This is a genomic window from Buttiauxella sp. JUb87 (assembly GCF_004361975.1).
Lineage (GTDB): Bacteria > Pseudomonadota > Gammaproteobacteria > Enterobacterales > Enterobacteriaceae > Buttiauxella > Buttiauxella ferragutiae.
The window spans coordinates 1,343,321-1,359,359 of the sequence record NZ_SNVY01000001.1; the positions used below are offsets into that span (position 1 = coordinate 1,343,321).

The 16,039-nt window shown below is 49.2% G+C and carries 15 protein-coding genes; 7 read left to right on the plus strand and 8 right to left on the minus strand.

From position 1 onward, the window contains the following. Positions 1–41 precede the first annotated feature (41 nt). On the minus strand, positions 42–1,637 hold the full coding sequence (locus EC843_RS06310) for an ABC-F family ATPase (RefSeq protein ID WP_064545022.1): 1,596 nt from the start codon (positions 1,635–1,637) through the stop codon (positions 42–44). A 232-nt stretch (positions 1,638–1,869) separates the two neighbouring features. Between EC843_RS06310 and ldtB the strand changes: the two genes are divergently transcribed. The 6 genes from ldtB (at position 1,870) to EC843_RS06340 (ending at position 6,735) form a co-directional block, all read left to right on the plus strand. Beyond that, positions 1,870–2,790 carry a L,D-transpeptidase gene (gene ldtB / locus EC843_RS06315; RefSeq protein WP_064545113.1) on the plus strand — a complete coding sequence of 307 codons (921 nt, stop codon included), beginning with the start codon at positions 1,870–1,872 and terminating at the stop codon, positions 2,788–2,790. 194 nt (positions 2,791–2,984) lie between these two features. After that, positions 2,985–3,386, plus strand: a complete 402-nt coding sequence (locus EC843_RS06320) for a CidA/LrgA family protein (RefSeq protein ID WP_133521928.1) — start codon at positions 2,985–2,987, stop codon at positions 3,384–3,386. Continuing rightward, positions 3,383–4,078: a CidB/LrgB family autolysis modulator gene (locus tag EC843_RS06325; RefSeq protein ID WP_064545019.1), complete on the plus strand. Its 696-nt coding sequence runs from the start codon at positions 3,383–3,385 to the stop codon at positions 4,076–4,078. The genes EC843_RS06320 and EC843_RS06325 overlap by 4 nt, the downstream gene beginning before the upstream one ends. 130 nt (positions 4,079–4,208) lie before the next feature. After that, positions 4,209–5,093: a cytidine deaminase gene (cdd, locus tag EC843_RS06330; protein WP_133521929.1), complete on the plus strand. Its 885-nt coding sequence runs from the start codon at positions 4,209–4,211 to the stop codon at positions 5,091–5,093. A 131-nt stretch (positions 5,094–5,224) separates the two neighbouring features. Then, a complete protein-coding gene (gene sanA, locus EC843_RS06335; protein WP_133521930.1) occupies positions 5,225–5,938 on the plus strand; it encodes an outer membrane permeability protein SanA in 714 nt (237 codons plus the stop codon). Positions 5,939–5,961: 23 nt separating this feature from the next. After that, complete coding sequence (locus tag EC843_RS06340) at positions 5,962–6,735, plus strand: hypothetical protein (protein WP_133521931.1); 774 nt, start codon at positions 5,962–5,964, stop codon at positions 6,733–6,735. A gap of 41 nt (positions 6,736–6,776) precedes the next feature. Here EC843_RS06340 and mglC read toward each other — a convergent pair whose 3' ends face one another. The 7 genes from mglC to EC843_RS06375 form a co-directional block, all read right to left on the minus strand. Continuing rightward, a complete protein-coding gene (gene mglC / locus EC843_RS06345) occupies positions 6,777–7,787 on the minus strand; it encodes a galactose/methyl galactoside ABC transporter permease MglC (RefSeq protein ID WP_064545011.1) in 1,011 nt (336 codons plus the stop codon). A 19-nt stretch (positions 7,788–7,806) separates the two neighbouring features. Further along, the gene (gene mglA / locus EC843_RS06350) at positions 7,807–9,327 is read right to left on the minus strand and encodes a galactose/methyl galactoside ABC transporter ATP-binding protein MglA (RefSeq protein ID WP_064545008.1); all 1,521 of its coding nucleotides are present in this window, start codon (positions 9,325–9,327) and stop codon (positions 7,807–7,809) included. A gap of 203 nt (positions 9,328–9,530) precedes the next feature. Further along, positions 9,531–10,529: a galactose/glucose ABC transporter substrate-binding protein MglB gene (gene mglB / locus EC843_RS06355; protein ID WP_064545006.1), complete on the minus strand. Its 999-nt coding sequence runs from the start codon at positions 10,527–10,529 to the stop codon at positions 9,531–9,533. Positions 10,530–10,819: 290 nt separating this feature from the next. Further along, the gene (galS, locus tag EC843_RS06360) at positions 10,820–11,842 is read right to left on the minus strand and encodes an HTH-type transcriptional regulator GalS (RefSeq protein WP_064545004.1); all 1,023 of its coding nucleotides are present in this window, start codon (positions 11,840–11,842) and stop codon (positions 10,820–10,822) included. Positions 11,843–11,997: 155 nt separating this feature from the next. Next, entirely contained in the window at positions 11,998–13,155 is a 1,158-nt protein-coding gene (gene yeiB, locus EC843_RS06365) for a DUF418 domain-containing protein YeiB (RefSeq protein WP_133521932.1), read from the minus strand. 19 nt (positions 13,156–13,174) lie between these two features. Beyond that, positions 13,175–13,840: a GTP cyclohydrolase I FolE gene (folE, locus tag EC843_RS06370; protein WP_064545000.1), complete on the minus strand. Its 666-nt coding sequence runs from the start codon at positions 13,838–13,840 to the stop codon at positions 13,175–13,177. 116 nt (positions 13,841–13,956) lie between these two features. Then, positions 13,957–15,081 (minus strand): YbfB/YjiJ family MFS transporter, encoded by a 1,125-nt coding sequence (locus EC843_RS06375; protein ID WP_133521933.1) that lies wholly within the window; start codon positions 15,079–15,081, stop codon positions 13,957–13,959. 106 nt (positions 15,082–15,187) lie between these two features. Between EC843_RS06375 and fghA the strand changes: the two genes are divergently transcribed. Further along, positions 15,188–16,018, plus strand: a complete 831-nt coding sequence (gene fghA, locus EC843_RS06380) for an S-formylglutathione hydrolase (RefSeq protein WP_133521934.1) — start codon at positions 15,188–15,190, stop codon at positions 16,016–16,018. The last annotated feature ends 21 nt before the right edge of the window (positions 16,019–16,039 follow it).

The window sequence follows — 16,039 nt, forward strand, 5'->3', positions numbered from 1 at the left end:
TGGAGGATGACGCTAGCGCTTATCCACCCTACAAAACTAAATTAACCGTCAATACCTTTACTGCGCAGGTAATCTTCGTACCCGCCGGTAAAGTCAATCACACGCTCTGGGGTAATCTCAATCACACGCGTTGCCAGCGAGCTAACAAACTCACGGTCGTGAGAAACGAAGATCAGCGTGCCTGGGTACATTTCCAGCGCCATGTTCAGCGACTCGATAGATTCCATATCCAGGTGGTTGGTAGGTTCATCCATCACCAGAACGTTCGGGCGTTCCATCATTAACTTACCAAACAACATGCGGCCTTTTTCACCACCGGAAAGCACTTTAGCAGGCTTTTTGATGTCATCCTGGCTGAACAGCAGACGGCCAAGAATGCTGCGCACCGCTTGCTCGTCGTCGCCTTCCTGCATCCACTGGCTCATCCAGTCGAACACAGTCAGGTCATTTTCGAATTCGTATTCATGATCCTGCGCGTAATAGCCGATTTGCACATTCTCAGACCACTTCACAGTACCTGCGTCTGGAGTCAGTTCAGCAACCAGGGTTTTAAGCAGAGTGGTTTTACCCACGCCGTTAGTACCCAGAATCGCCAGTTTTTCACCCACTTCCAGCAGCATGTTAACGCCTTTGAACAGTGGGCCGTTATCAAAGCCTTTAGACATAGCTTCAACTTCAAGCGCATTACGGAACAGTTTCTTGTCCTGCTCGAAGCGAATGAACGGGTTCTGACGGCTGGATGCTTTAACTTCGTCGAGTTTGATTTTATCAATCTGACGCGCACGAGAAGTCGCCTGGCGAGATTTAGAGGCGTTGGCACTAAAACGGCTAACGAAGGATTGCAGGTCTGCAATCTGCGCTTTTTTCTTCGCGTTGTCAGACAGCAGGCGTTCACGCACTTGTGTTGCTGCCGTCATGTATTCGTCGTAGTTGCCTGGATAAACACGCAGTTCGCCGTAGTCCAGATCCGCCATGTGAGTACACACCATGTTCAGGAAGTGACGGTCGTGCGAAATGATAATCATGGTGCTGTTACGTTCGTTCAGCACGGTTTCCAGCCAACGAATGGTGTCGATGTCCAGGTTGTTCGTCGGTTCATCAAGCAGCAGAATCTCTGGGTTTGAGAACAGTGCCTGCGCCAGCAACACACGCAGTTTCCAGCCTGGAGCAACTTCGCTCATCGGGCCGTAATGTTGTTCTACAGGAATGCCGACACCTAACAGCAGTTCGCCCGCGCGTGCTTCAGCGGTGTAACCGTCCATTTCGCCGTACAACACTTCCAGGTCAGCCACTTTGTAGCCGTCTTCTTCGCTCATCTCTGGTAACGCGTAAATGCGGTCGCGCTCTTCTTTTACTTCCCAGAGTTCAGCGTGGCCCATGATTACCGTGTCGAGCACGGTGAATTTTTCAAAGGCGAATTGATCCTGACGCAACTTACCGAGGCGTTCGTTCGGATCAAGTGAAACGTTACCCAGCGTTGGCTCTAAATCGCCACCGAGGATCTTCATAAAGGTAGACTTGCCGCTACCGTTAGCGCCGATCAAGCCGTAACGGTTGCCGCCGCCAAATTTGACAGAAATATTTTCAAACAGCGGCTTACTGCCGAACTGCATTGTGACGTTGCTGGAAACTAGCACAGAGATGTCCTGGTAAAAGAAGTTTTAAGATGTGAGATCCGGCACATTATGCCATAACTCAATGTGCAGATCGCCCTGCTTGTTCACTGGCGATAAAATAATCAATATGGAAAAAAATGTGATTTAATCCACATCTGATTTCCCTGGTCGCGAGAATGCACATATAATGCGCGGCTAAACCGCTCCGTTTCTTCACTAACTAGCCTGCATGGCCGTAAATAATTCGCATACCATGAATATGAAACTACGCACTATTTTACTGGCATTTGTGGCTGTCGTGTCTTTTAGCAAAACAGCTTCTGCCGTGACCTATCCTCTGCCTACTGATGGCAGCCGTTTGATTGGTCAAAACCAGGTTGTCACCATTCCTGAAGGTAGCACCGCACCGCTGGAAGAATTCGCAGCACGTTACCAGATGGGTCTTTCCAACATGTTGGAAGCAAACCCGGGTGTTGACCCGTATTTGCCAAAGCCTGGTACCATCCTGAATATTCCTCAGCAGCTGATTCTGCCGGACACCGTCCATGAAGGTATTGTTATTAACAGTGCTGAAATGCGCCTCTACTATTACCCTGCTGGCTCCAACACGGTTATCGTGCTGCCAATCGGTATCGGCCAGTTGGGTAAAGACACCCCACTGAACTGGACAACAAAAGTAGAACGTAAGAAAGCGGGCCCAACCTGGACGCCAACGAAGAAAATGCACGCAGAATATATTGCTGCCGGTACGCCACTGCCAGCGGTTGTTCCAGCTGGCCCGGATAACCCGATGGGTCTGTATGCACTGTACATTGGTCGTCTGTATGCAATTCACGGTACCAACGCAAACTTTGGTATCGGCCTGCGCGTAAGCCACGGTTGTGTGCGTCTGCGTAATGAAGACATCAAATTCCTGTTCGAGAAAGTGCCGGTCGGTACCCGCGTTCAGTTCATCAACGAACCGGTAAAAGCCACCGTTGAGCCAGATGGTACGCGCTACATTGAAGTGCATAACCCACTGTCGACCACTGAAGCGCAGTTCAACTCCACTGAGATTGTCCCTATCACGCTGAAAAACAACGTGACCGCGATTACCGCTCAGCCTGACGTTGACAGCACAGTATTGGATCAAGCTATTCAGGGCCGTTCCGGTATGCCGGTGCGTTTGAACTAAGCGAAGATTACAGCTTTGAAGAGCGGCCTACGGGCCGCTTTTTTTGTCCTCAAAATACCTGTTGTGATAATGCCCAAAACTTTCTGGAACGTTCCAGACAGGAATGTTTGGTATGCTAATAATTCATGATGTGACCGGTAGCACATTTTTGAGTTTAATTGTATGATGAATGCGTTTTCTAAAAGGTAATCACTATGCGTAACTCACTCACCGCACTATGGCAGTACCTGCGGGCATTTATATTAATTTACATATGCTTATATGCAGGTATTGCCATTTCGTCACTGCTTCCTATCACCATCCCCGGCAGCATTATTGGCATGCTGATTCTGTTTGTATTGCTGTCGCTGCAAATCGTCCCTGCCAAATGGGTTAAACCCGGTTGCCAAATATTGATTCGTAACATGGCGCTGCTGTTTGTGCCGATTGGCGTAGGTGTGATGCAGTATGTCGATGTAATAAAACAACAATTTGGCCCTGTCGTGGTCTCATGTTTTATCAGTACCCTGGTGGTGTTAGTGGTGGTGAGCTGGAGTTCCCAGTTAATGCATGGCGAGCGTAAAGTGGTGAGCGAGCGCGAGGGTGAGACAAAATGATTCATCATCTTTGGTGGTCTTTACCTTTAACACTGGCGACTTTTTTCCTGGCTCGCCAGGTTGCTGTCCGTTATAAATCGCCGGTTCTGAACCCGTTGCTGATTTCCATGATTGTGATAATCCCAATCCTGGTCTTGACCCGTACCCCTTACGAACATTATTTCGAAGGCAGTAAAGTATTAAATGACTTGCTGCAACCGGCCGTTGTTGCCCTCGCCTTCCCGCTTTACGAACAGCTTCACCAGATTCGCGCGCGCTGGAAATCCATTATCACTATCTGTTTTATTGGCAGCATGGTGGCGATGATTACCGGTACTTCGGTGGCATTACTGATGGGGGCAACTCCGCAAATTGCCGCTTCGATTTTGCCGAAATCAGTGACCACCCCTATCGCAATGGCAGTCGGTGGCAGTATCGGTGGGATCCCGGCGATTAGCGCAGTCTGTGTGATTTTTGTCGGTATTTTGGGTGCCGTATTTGGTCATACCCTTTTGAATTTAATGAACATTACCACTAAGGCGTCTCGAGGTCTTGCGATGGGGACGGCATCTCATGCCCTCGGCACCGCTCGCTGCGCGGAACTTGATTACCAGGAAGGGGCTTTTAGCTCATTGGCGCTGGTGATCTGCGGCATCATTACCTCACTGATTGCCCCGTTCCTGTTCCCGGTTATTTTGGCCGTTGTAGGTTAAAACTTGCGAGAGATCGCGCATTTTCATTCTTTATTTCATACGTTGCATTTGTAATTAGATTAAGATCACATATAAAGCCTATACAGACCCGTAAACTACGGGTCAATCACTTGTTATGAGGCTAATTTCCATGCGCTCACGTTTTCAGGCTGCTCTCGCACAACTCCCGGCTGCACTGCAAACCGCACTGCAACCCTTGATTACTGACTCTCATTTCCCGGCAATGTTTATTGCTTCCGAAGTAGAATCACTGAAAGCTCAGACCGGCCTTGATGACGATGCATTGGCCTTCGCCTTATTGCCACTCGCAGCCTCTTGTGCACGTGCTGATTTATCACAGTTTTATGTCGGCGCTGTGGCGCGCGGTGTAAGCGGTAACCTTTATTTTGGCGGCAATATGGAGTTTCTCGGCTCCACCATGCAGCAGACCGTTCATGCCGAGCAGAGCGCAATTACTCACGCGTGGATGCGCGGTGAAAAAGCACTCTCCGCCATTACGGTTAACTACACACCTTGTGGCCATTGCCGCCAGTTTATGAACGAGCTGAATAGCGGTGTAGCACTACGCATTAATTTGCCAGGCCGTAAACCCGCCACGCTTGGCGATTATCTGCCTGATGCCTTTGGCCCACGCGATTTAGAAATCAAAACCTTGCTGCTTGATGAAATGGACCATGGCTTTGAGTTGCAGGGCGATGAATTAAGCCGTGCCGCCATTGCCGCGGCAAACCGTAGCCATGCGCCGTACAGCAACGCGCCTTCAGGTGTGGCGCTGGAAATGCGTGACAGGACGATTTTCAAAGGGAGCTATGCAGAAAACGCGGCATTCAATCCTTCCCTGCCACCACTGCAGGCCGCACTGAATCTGCTGAGTCTTTCGGGTTATGACTATAACGATATTCAGCGGGCAATACTTGCTGAAAAAGCCGAAGCACCACTAACTCAATGGGATGCGACCGCTGCCACACTAAAAGCGCTGGGCTGTATGAATATTGACCGCGCACTTTTGAATTGATATTCACAGTACGGGCGTGCTTGCGTCCGTACTGTTTAAATTTAACGCAACCAACGCAGTGAATCTTGCTCTTACCCACCAGGTAAAGTAGCCTTGAATAAAATTCCCTCCTTTTTTAGAGCCGCAAGTCCATGTTGAAGCGCGTGTTTTATAGCCTGTTGGTGATAATCGGATTGGCTGTGGTCGCTGCGCTATGTCTTGACCGCTGGATAAGCTGGAAAACTGCGCCTTACGTCTATGATGAATTGCAGGACTTGCCCTACCGCCAGGTCGGCGTGGTGCTTGGAACCGCCAAATATTACCGCACAGGCGTGATTAATCAGTATTACCAATTCCGTATTCAGGGCGCGTTAAATGCTTATAACAGCGGTAAAGTAAATTACCTGCTGTTAAGCGGCGATAATGCCCAGCAAAGCTACAACGAACCCATGACCATGCGTAAAGATCTGATTGCCGGTGGTGTTGACCCGGCCGACATCGTGCTGGATTACGCTGGTTTTCGTACCCTGGATTCTATCGTTCGTACCCGCAAAGTCTTTGATACCAACGATTTCATCATTATCACTCAGCGTTTCCATTGCGAACGTGCGCTATTTATTGCCTTGCATATGGGTATTCAGGCGCAGTGTTACGCCGTTCCCTCGCCAAAAAATATGATGACTGTACGTATCCGTGAATTTGGTGCCCGATTAGGCGCGCTCGCGGATCTGTATATCTTTAAACGTGAACCGCGTTTTCTTGGCCCATTAGTGCCAATTCCTGCAATGCATGAAGTACCTGAAGATGCACAAGCTTATCCGGCTGTGACGCCAGAACAGTTGCTGGAGTTACAGAAAAAACCCTAAAGTAAGCCCTCAAGGAAGGAAGAATGGCTGTTAATAAAATATTACTGGCATTGGTTCCCGCACTCAGTCTGCTGGCTGCACCTGCACTGGCGCAGGCAGAAGAAGAATGCATGGCGCAGTTAAAAACACAGGCCGCGTTGCTGCATCCTACAAGTCAGCTAAATGAAAGTATCAGCGCCTGCAAAGTGTGGCCGTGGGCTCCAGACAAAACCATTATGGTGATGATGTTATCTGCGCCTGACGGTGAACCGGATTTTACCATCTATGATGTCGATGTGATGGTGACGGACACACAAAGCGGCAAGGTAATTGCGCGCAATACCCACCCGCAAGCCGTTCAGGATGATGCGATAGCAACTAGCTCTGTCACCATCGATACAGCACGTTACCAGCTCACCCCAGATTTACGCGCCTTTGCCATCCGCTTTGTCCATACTGGTTCTTCCAATGTTAACCAGTTCGGTGTTGAAAGCCTGAATATGTATGTGCTTAAAGACAAAACGCTGCCTTTGCTGGTTAATCACTTCAGTATGGTGATTGACAGCGGAGAGTGGGATGGGGCTTGCACGGGATATTTTACGAAAAACAAGCGAACTATTTCGGTGTTAAACACTACCAGCAACGGCTATGCCGATCTGCGAGTACACGATAAAAAAGTCTCAAATGAAACAAACCGGGATAAAGCCGGTAAATGTGCAGAAACAAAAGTTGGCGAAGAGGAAACAGATATTATTCTGCGTTTTGATGGGAAAGTTTATCCGGTGGATAAAAAAGAACAGTTTGACAGTGCATTTTGATTAAATGATCAGGGTGAGCCTTCGCCCACCCTGACAATAAATTACTTCTTACGTGCGTATTTCAATGAATCCAGTGCGACCGCGAAGATAATGATCGCACCCTTGATGATGTACTGCCAGTAAGGGTTCACGCCGATATACGTCAAACCGTAGTTGATGACGGTGAAGATGATAACACCGGTCACCACGCCCACGACCGTCCCCACGCCGCCGCTGAATGACACACCGCCGACGACGCACGCCGCAATCGCATCCAGTTCGTACATGAAGCCAAGGTTGTTGGTCGCAGAACCGATACGCCCAGCTTCTAACATCCCGCCGAAGGCGTAGAACACACCAGACAGCGCGTAAATCATGATCAGGTTCAGTGCAACGTTAACACCAGAAACTTTAGCGGCTTCAGGGTTACCACCGATGGCGAAGATGTTCTTACCAAAGCGCGTTTTGTTCCACAGAATCCAGACAAAGCCAATCGCAATCAACGCATAGAACGTGATGTACGAGAGCTTAAAGTTACCCATCTTGATAAAGCCCTGGGTAAAGGTCGAGAACCCGCTATCGAACCCCGCAATTGGCGATGCGCCAACAAAGTCGTAGTACAGGGAGTTGATACCGTAAACGATGATCATGGTACCCAAAGTGGTGATAAACGGCGTCACGTTCAGGTAAGCAATGATAATACCGTTAACCAGACCAATGATTGCGCCGATAGCACAAACGATCAGGATAACCAACGGGATTGGCATGGTGCTCATTTCAGGGAAAACTTTGTTTACGTTTTCCATTGATTGCAGGAATGTCGCCGCGACAACCGCCGCTAAACCTACCTGGCGACCTGCTGACAGGTCAGTACCCTGAGTCACAATCAGCCCCGCCACACCCAATGCAATGATGATACGCACGGAAGACTGGGTCAGAATGTTACTTAAGTTCATCAAGCTTAAAAACGTTGGGTCCTGGAAAATAATAATCGCCAGCAGCACCAACAATACGACATAAATGCCGCCTTCTTTCAGATAAGTTAGAAAACTTTTCTTATTTAACGCACTCATTTTAATAGCCCCTAAATTATCAAAGGTGCACAGACGCAAGACGTAATATTTCGTTCTGCGTGGTTGTTTTAGTGTCTACAATTCCGGCAACGAGACCATTGCTCATCACCAGGATACGATCTGTAATCCCTAACAACTCTGGCATTTCGGACGAAATAATGATGATTCCTTTCCCTTTTTTGGCGAGTTCAGCAATAAGCTGATAAATTTCAAATTTAGCCCCAACATCAATCCCGCGAGTCGGTTCATCTAACATTAAAATTTCTGGCTGTGTTAATAACCAACGGCCAATAATCACTTTTTGTTGGTTACCACCGGACAGCGAACCAATCGCCGTGCGATGACCTGGTGTTTTGACACGCATTGAGTCGATTACCCATTGGGTATCGCTTTTCATGCGCGAATTATCCAGTAAGCCAACTTTGTTTTTATAATTGCGAATATTAGAAATCAGTGAGTTAAAACCAATATCCAGGTACGCATAAATACCGGTTGAGCGACGTTCTTCTGTCACCAGGGCAAAGCCATGGTTAATCGCTTCGTTCGCGCTATGGTTATTAATCTTTTTGCCGTGCAACGTAATAGTACCGTCTGATTTTTCACGGATACCAAAAAGTGTTTCAACAATATCAGTACGTTTTGCACCGACCAGACCAGCAATGCCAAGAATTTCCCCTTTGTGCAAATCAAAGGAAACATCGCGAATCGAAGGCTGACGTAGTGAAGTCAGGTTACGGACTTCCATAATCACTTCACCCGGCACGTTTTCTTTTGTCGGGAAGCGTTGGTTTAGCGAGCGGCCCACCATCATGGAGATAATTTTATCCATATCCAGCCCTTCTAATGGCTGGGTGGCAATCCACTGCCCGTCACGTAAAATCGTGATTTCATCACACAGCTGGAAAATTTCTTCCATTTTGTGGGAGATATAAACAATACCGCAGCCGCGTTCTTTTAATTTACGGATGATTTTGAAAAGGTGATTAACTTCTTTTTCTGTCAGTGAGGATGTTGGCTCATCCATAATGACGATTTTGGCATTGTAAGAAAACGCTTTGGCAATTTCGATCATCTGCATTTGTGATACTGACAATGTGCCGACACGTGCTTTAGGGTCAATATCAATATCCAGTTCATCGAAAATATGTTTGGTATCGCGGTACATTTTGTCCTGGTCGACAAATACACCTTTAGTTGGGTAGCGCCCCAGCCACATGTTATCCATTACGGTACGTTGTAAAACCAGGTTTAATTCCTGGTGCACCATAGAAATACCATTTTCCAGCGCTTCTTTGGTGCTGGAAAAGTTAACTTCTTGTCCCTGAAAAAGAATACTGCCGGAATCTTTGGCATAGATCCCAAATAGGCATTTTAATAATGTTGATTTGCCTGCACCGTTCTCACCCATTAATGCGTGAATGGAATGAGGACGAACTTTTAAATTAACATTATCCAGTGCCTTAACGCCGGGGAATGATTTATTAATGTTGGTCATTTCCAACAAATATTCCGACGACTGATTTGTAATATTGTCGACCATAATTACGGTTCCAATAGTGTCACTGAGTGGATTGAGCCGGACGAAAATCACATCCGGCTCGACACTTTTTTTAAAACCATATCCAAAATAATTCGAGTTGCACAAAGGCGACAAGCTCGTGAGTCCCCGGCAGCTTACTTAAGTAAGTGACCGGGGTGAGCGAGTGCAGTTAACGCATCTGCGGCTCGAAGTATGAAGGATACTTATTTACCAGTAAATTCAGCCAGATTGCTCTGATCAACACCGACGTATGGGATACGAACGATTTTGTTCTCAATCTTCCACTTAGTGCCTTCAGCGGCAGGCTTACCATCGGCCAGGTTTTTAGCCAGATCGAAGGTTGCTTTAGCCTGGTTGTTGGCATCGTTCAGAACGGTACCGGCCATTGCGCCAGATTTAACCAGTGCCAGAGCTTCTGGCAGGGCATCAACACCAAAGACTGGAATAGAAGATTTGTTGTGCGCTTTCAGCGCTTCAACTGCACCCATTGCCATCGCATCGTTGTTGGCAATAACCACTTCGATTTTGTTAGCGTTCGGGCCAGACAACCATGCGTCCATCTTATCTTTTGCCTGAGCGGTATCCCACATTGCAGTATCTAACTGCAGCTGTTGAGTTTTCAGGCCTTTGGTATTCAGCTCTTTAATAACATAGGTAGTACGAGCTTCAGCATCCGGGTGGCCTGGTTCGCCTTTGAGCAGAACGAATTGAACCTGACCATCTTTGTTCAGATCCCATGCCGGGTTAGCTGCCCAATGTTTAGCAATCAGGTCGCCCTGGATGATGCCAGACTCTTTAGAGTCAGTACCCACGTAGTAAGCTTTGTCGTAGCTATCCAGCGCTTTACGAGAAGGTTCTTTGTTGTAGAACACGATTGGAATGTTCTGGCCGCGAGCTTTTTCGATAACGGTGCCCGCAGCAGCAGGGTCAACCAGGTTGATTGCCAGTGCTTTCACGCCTTTTGCCAACAGTACGTCAATCTGATCGTTCTGCTTGGACTGGTCGTTTTGCGAGTCGTTCATCAGCAGTTCTACGTCTGGAGAAGCTTTTGCGTCTTTCTCAATCGCTTTGCGAACCACTGACATGAAGTTATCGTCATATTTATAAATGGTCACACCAATACGGGTATCAGCTGCATGAGCGGCTGCGCCAAACAACATGCAAGACATAACAGCGGACAGGGTCAAAACCTTCTTATTCATGGTATCTCCGGTTTTTTGCAGGGTAGTACATTAGGTATTCAGGCAGGCAGCACTGTTACAAAAATGTTACTGAATGCCGAAAATTTTCTATAGTAAAAAACTCTTCCGTGTTCGGTAACGATCCATAACTGCTTTTATTGATGATTTTTTTGCTTAATACCTATGCGCAAACTGATGAGTCAGCGTTACATATAGTTTCAGCTGATAAAACGCTGACATCATAGTCATCGCAATGTTAATTAACTGTGAATTTACTCACAAATTGAAACCGGTTACATCAAAGACTTTATTCAGAGAGTGATCGATGCCGCAATTTGCCGTGGAGCCACCGAATGGCGGCGCACCAAAGTCGGCATAAAACAGTGCGTTGCACCAATATCGAGCGTTCCTGCCGCCCCTTGTAGCGCCAGTTCCGTCGCCAGACGCGCCATTGAAACAATGGGGTATCGCACCGTGGTGAGTTGCGGATCGGTGTAACGCGCGATGGGAATATCATCAAAACCGATCACTGAAACATGATGCGGCACGACAATCCCGTTATCTTTCAAGGCAGTTAACGCTCCGGCAGCCATGCTGTCGTTGTAAGCAAACACCGCACTGAGTTGCAGATTACGGCCAAGCAATTCCACCATTGCCGCTTCGCCACCCTGCATATCCGGTGAACCTACGCCTACCCAGCTTTCTGGCGGGGTAATCCCCTGCTCTGTCATGCCACGCATCCAGCCTTCACGGCGTTGTGCGTTATCTTCAATCGCATGACTGGAGGCCAGATAACCAATGCGTTGATGACCTTGATTAAACAGCATCCGTGTTGCCATCAACGCACCACTGACGTTATCAAGCCCCACGCAACGGTGTTCGTAGCCCGGCACAATTCGGTTAACCAGCACCATGCCGGGAATTTGATCGAGGAACTCAGCTAATTCTTGGTCACCGAGAGCTTTAGCATGAACAATCAATGCGTTACAGCGCTGACGAATCAACACTTCAATGGCATGACGCTCTTTTTCTTCCTGGTGGTAGCTGTTGCCGATGAGCACATATTTGTTGTGCTGCTGTGCCACAACATCCACGGCCTTCACCAGCGCGCCAAAGAACGGATCGGACACATCCATCACCACCACGCCGATGGTATCGCTGACCTGAGTTGCCAGAGCCTGGGCGTTAGCGTTTGGCCGATAACCCAGCTGCGCCACCGCCTGCATTACGCTTTCACGGGTGTCCGCACTGACCAGCGCGCTGTTGTTAAGTACACGAGAAACGGTCGCCACTGAGACACCGGCGATGCGGGCAACGTCACGAATGGTGATCATATTTTTCACCAGTCGAAAGAGGAGTTAGTCTCATGAATGCACCCTGTATTTGGCAAGGTGGCTATTCTGGCAGCGACGCGGGAATGACTACGTGAGGATGATCACATCGATGAAAACGGTTACATACAAATCGTTAACGTTTGTGATGTATATCATTATCTTGTTGTATGTTTCAGAGAAACCCCAGCAGCACGTGCTGTGAGTTGTCGCCATAGCCATTCAATTGGCCCCTGGCGGAAGAAACGCAGCCATAGCATTGAAAAGACAATGTTGATGACCCAGACCGCGGGAACGAAAGCCAGCAGCGACAGGCGGTCATACTTCATATAACCGCCCATCTGGAAGAAGAATGCGGTGCAAATCAGCGTTTGCAGCAAGTAATTCGATAGCGCCATGCGCCCGACATGCGCGACAGCATTCACCAGTCGCCAACGCGAAAGCTGCGGCCAGTAGCCAAATGCCAGCGCGGCATAACCGATAGTTTGAAACGGCGCACTCAATTCACGCGGGGCTTGCAGCAAGAAAGCACACCAGCGATAACCCCAGCCAAGGTGCCACTGGGCATAAATAGCCGGAATGTTGATTAACATACCGACGATAATCAGCCACCAGCCGGTGCGGCGGTAATGATGCAAACTGAACTCCCCACGCAACCAACCGCTACGCATTAATGACGCACCAAGCAGCATCATTCCAGCCAGTTGCCAGCCGTACTGCGCGCCTAACGCCACTAAATTTGAGGAAAGTAAGTCAATGCGATTACTGATTGCTTCGCTCCCGCCCTGCAATTTCCACCATTGCTCATACTGCAGGTTGGCCGCATCCGGCACCCAGGAACGGTTCGGCGCATCACCAGAGATAAAGCCCAGCAACAGCAATACCCCAATGCCGGTGAGATAGAGAATTACCCCGGTATTAAACAGTGAGCGAATCCCCGGCGCGTCGCGAATCAAGCGCCAGCACACCAGGCCGACTAAACCATAAGCCAGCAAAATATCGCCATCCCATAACAAGATAGCGTGCATGAAACCCAACAAGACTAATAACGTCAGACGTGACTGAATCCAGCGTTTGCCGCGATGTAACAACATCTGCAAGCCAGCGCCAAATAATAAAGCGAATAAGGTGAGGAATTTGACCTGGGCAAAGAGATCAAGAATGGCCCATGTCCAGGCCTCGCGGTCAGTAATAGCACCGGACCAGGCAGGGTTCAGATACGCCGCCTTCGGCAAACCGAAGGCCACGATATTAAGCAGCAGAATGCCGAGAATAGCGACGCCACGGACAAAATCCAGCGTACCGTTTCTCTCCATACACCCTGCCTGATAAATGTTAGTTATGACGCACAGCGCGCAGAAATTCCTGACGGGTATTCTGGCTGGATTTGAACAAGCCGCCTAACGACGTGGTCGTCGTGGCACTGGTTGCGTCCTGCACACCACGCGCTTTCACACAATAATGGACCGCATCAATAGATACCGCCACATTGTTGGTGCCAAGCAGCGTTTGCAGGGCAATCAGGATTTGCTGAGTTAAGCGTTCCTGAACCTGCGGGCGCTGGGCAAAGAATTGCACAATACGGTTAATTTTTGACAGGCCAATGACGGTATCTTTTGGCAGATATGAAACTGTCGCTTTACCGTCGATAGTCACGAAATGGTGTTCACAGGTACTGGTGAGCGTGATGTTGCGCACGGTGACCATTTCATCGACCTTCATCTTATTTTCGATGACGGTGATTTTTGGGAAGTTGGCATAATCGAGGCCGGAGAAAATCTCATCGACATACATTTTGGCGATGCGATGCGGCGTTTCCATCAAGCTGTCGTCGCTCAAATCAAGATTCAGCAACTGCATGATTTCCGTCATATGCTCGGCAATCTGACGTTTGCGGGTTTCGTTATCAAGTTCACGCAATTGCGGACGCAGCGGGGTTTCCAGGCCGCGTGCAACTAATGCTTCGTGAACCAATGCGGCTTCTGGACTTAATGATGGCATACTATTTTCTCCTGCAGGTGTGGCTGACCTCGGCCCTACATGGGGCAAAGTGTGCGCTTATTGTGCGTGAGCACGGTCGCATAATCCAGTAGTGCGGACGATAATTAATGAAATCGTCAAAACCTTCGCCAAACTAAACCGCCACCAACCAACAATGCCAACCCTGCGACATATAAAGCTGGCTCCAGTTGCCCGGTTAGCGAAGTCGAGGTTGCCGATAACATTGGCCCAACCAACTGCCCCATCGCGTATCCGCTGGTCAGTAATCCCGCCATATAACGGGTATGTTGCGGTGCCAGTTCACGGCCATATTGTAATGACAATTGCACCGCACATAAGAACCCGCCGCCCACTAACAACGCCCCCAGAACCAGCCCGCTGATACCGGGAATGATATCTGAGGCGAATACTCCAAGCGCCTGCAACCAAAGTACCAGCGCTAAGCGTTGATGGGTTTGCAGCCAAAATCGTGTGGCAATACCCAGCAAAATACCGCATACCGCCGCACCGCCAAATATCGGCCAGACGAATTGCGCGAATACGCTACCAGGAAAACGTGCGCTAGCCATTTGCGATAAAAACGTCGCGGGCAGAATATAGCCAAATCCGGCGAGGCTGTAGCTCAACACCAGCCGTTTGAGCGGCGCGGTTAAAACCAGCGGTTCGGGTGCCGTTTCCGGGCGATGTAACTCCCCTTTGCGTGGCAAGTTGCGGGCGATTAATAAGATCAATAACAACGCCAGAACGCCATAAACCAACCAGCCGTGAGCTGCGGATAAACCATAACTGTGGATCGCCACCGCCAGCAAACCGCTGATAAATATCCCGGCACCAGGACCGGCAAATACCGCAGCGCTTAAACCGGGCTTGCCTAAACGCGCCAGTTGCTCGTTGCTCCAGGCGGCAATTAACACCATTGCCCAGCCACTGACACAGCCAATCAGGAAGCGAATCAGCGCGTGCCACAATGCGGAATCGACGGTGGCGGATAACAGCGTCAAAACCACCGCCCCCCAAACACCGAGCATCAAACGGAATTCGACACGCCGGTGCGCGCGCATGGCATCCCACGCGCCAATCAGATAGCCGAGATAGTTAATCGCGGCTACCAAACCCGCACTGGTTAAGGTAAGTTGCCCTTCCGCTATCATCAGCGGGACTTGTGGCGTAAAGGCAAAGCGGCCAATGCCCATTGCCACCACCAACACCAGAAATCCCGTCAACGCGATACGAAGTGCCACATCGCCCCCAATTGTTACGATTTCGTTGCCAGCATGATGCCGCATGACTAGACTGGGGTGAAGTGAAAGTTATTCATTGATATTGAATATATTTAAGGACATTTATATGGAACTGCTTGAAGAACACCGATGTTTTGAAGGCTGGCAGCAGCGCTGGCGCCATGATTCCGCGGTATTGAAATGCCCGATGACGTTCAGTATTTTTCTGCCAACTCCGCGCACCACTCCCCCACCCGTTCTGTACTGGCTGTCAGGCCTGACTTGTAACGACGAAAACTTCACCACTAAAGCGGGCGCACAACGTGTCGCTTCTGAACTGGGCATTGTTCTGGTGATGCCGGACACCAGTCCGCGCGGTGAAAATGTGCCGAATAATGAAAGTTACGATCTCGGCCAGGGCGCAGGTTTTTACCTGAACGCGACAGAGCAGCCGTGGGCTGACCATTTCCGCATGTACGACTACATTAATCACGAGTTGCCCGCGTTAATTGCCGATAATTTCAGCATCAGCGATAAAGCCTCTATTTTCGGCCATTCGATGGGTGGCCACGGCGCACTGAGCATCGCGTTGAAAAACCCTGGCCGTTATTGTTCGGTTTCTGCATTTGCGCCGATTGTGAATCCAACGCGCGTCCCGTGGGGGAAAAAAGCGTTTGCGGCTTATTTAGGTGCAGACGAAGAGAAATGGCGCGAATGGGATAGCTGCTGTTTATTGACGCAGGCCGATAGCGCGCAGGCGATTCCGGTGCTTATCGATCAAGGGGATGCCGATCAGTTCTTAGCAGATCAACTACAACCCGCGCAGTTTGCTGAAGTGGCGCGGCAGAAAAACTGGCCGTTAACTCTGCGGGTGCAGCCAGGTTACGACCATAGTTATTACTTTATTGCTTCGTTTGTGGAAGACCATTTGCGGTTCCACGCGGAGCATTTGGGGTAACTGTTTGATTTGGTTTGCCCT

What these genes read in the sequence shown, in the direction of transcription:
- ldtB (WP_064545113.1), top strand. Translation starts at nt 1,870, where the DNA reads ATGAATATGAAACTACGCACTATTTTACTGGCATTTGTGGCTGTCGTG.
- EC843_RS06320 (WP_133521928.1), top strand. Translation starts at nt 2,985, where the DNA reads ATGCGTAACTCACTCACCGCACTATGGCAGTACCTGCGGGCATTTATA.
- EC843_RS06325 (WP_064545019.1), top strand. Translation starts at nt 3,383, where the DNA reads ATGATTCATCATCTTTGGTGGTCTTTACCTTTAACACTGGCGACTTTT.
- cdd (WP_133521929.1), top strand. Translation starts at nt 4,209, where the DNA reads ATGCGCTCACGTTTTCAGGCTGCTCTCGCACAACTCCCGGCTGCACTG.
- sanA (WP_133521930.1), top strand. Translation starts at nt 5,225, where the DNA reads ATGTTGAAGCGCGTGTTTTATAGCCTGTTGGTGATAATCGGATTGGCT.
- EC843_RS06340 (WP_133521931.1), top strand. Translation starts at nt 5,962, where the DNA reads ATGGCTGTTAATAAAATATTACTGGCATTGGTTCCCGCACTCAGTCTG.
- mglC (WP_064545011.1), bottom strand. Translation starts at nt 7,787, where the DNA reads ATGAGTGCGTTAAATAAGAAAAGTTTTCTAACTTATCTGAAAGAAGGC.
- mglA (WP_064545008.1), bottom strand. Translation starts at nt 9,327, where the DNA reads ATGGTCGACAATATTACAAATCAGTCGTCGGAATATTTGTTGGAAATG.
- mglB (WP_064545006.1), bottom strand. Translation starts at nt 10,529, where the DNA reads ATGAATAAGAAGGTTTTGACCCTGTCCGCTGTTATGTCTTGCATGTTG.
- galS (WP_064545004.1), bottom strand. Translation starts at nt 11,842, where the DNA reads ATGATCACCATTCGTGACGTTGCCCGCATCGCCGGTGTCTCAGTGGCG.
- yeiB (WP_133521932.1), bottom strand. Translation starts at nt 13,155, where the DNA reads ATGGAGAGAAACGGTACGCTGGATTTTGTCCGTGGCGTCGCTATTCTC.
- folE (WP_064545000.1), bottom strand. Translation starts at nt 13,840, where the DNA reads ATGCCATCATTAAGTCCAGAAGCCGCATTGGTTCACGAAGCATTAGTT.
- fghA (WP_133521934.1), top strand. Translation starts at nt 15,188, where the DNA reads ATGGAACTGCTTGAAGAACACCGATGTTTTGAAGGCTGGCAGCAGCGC.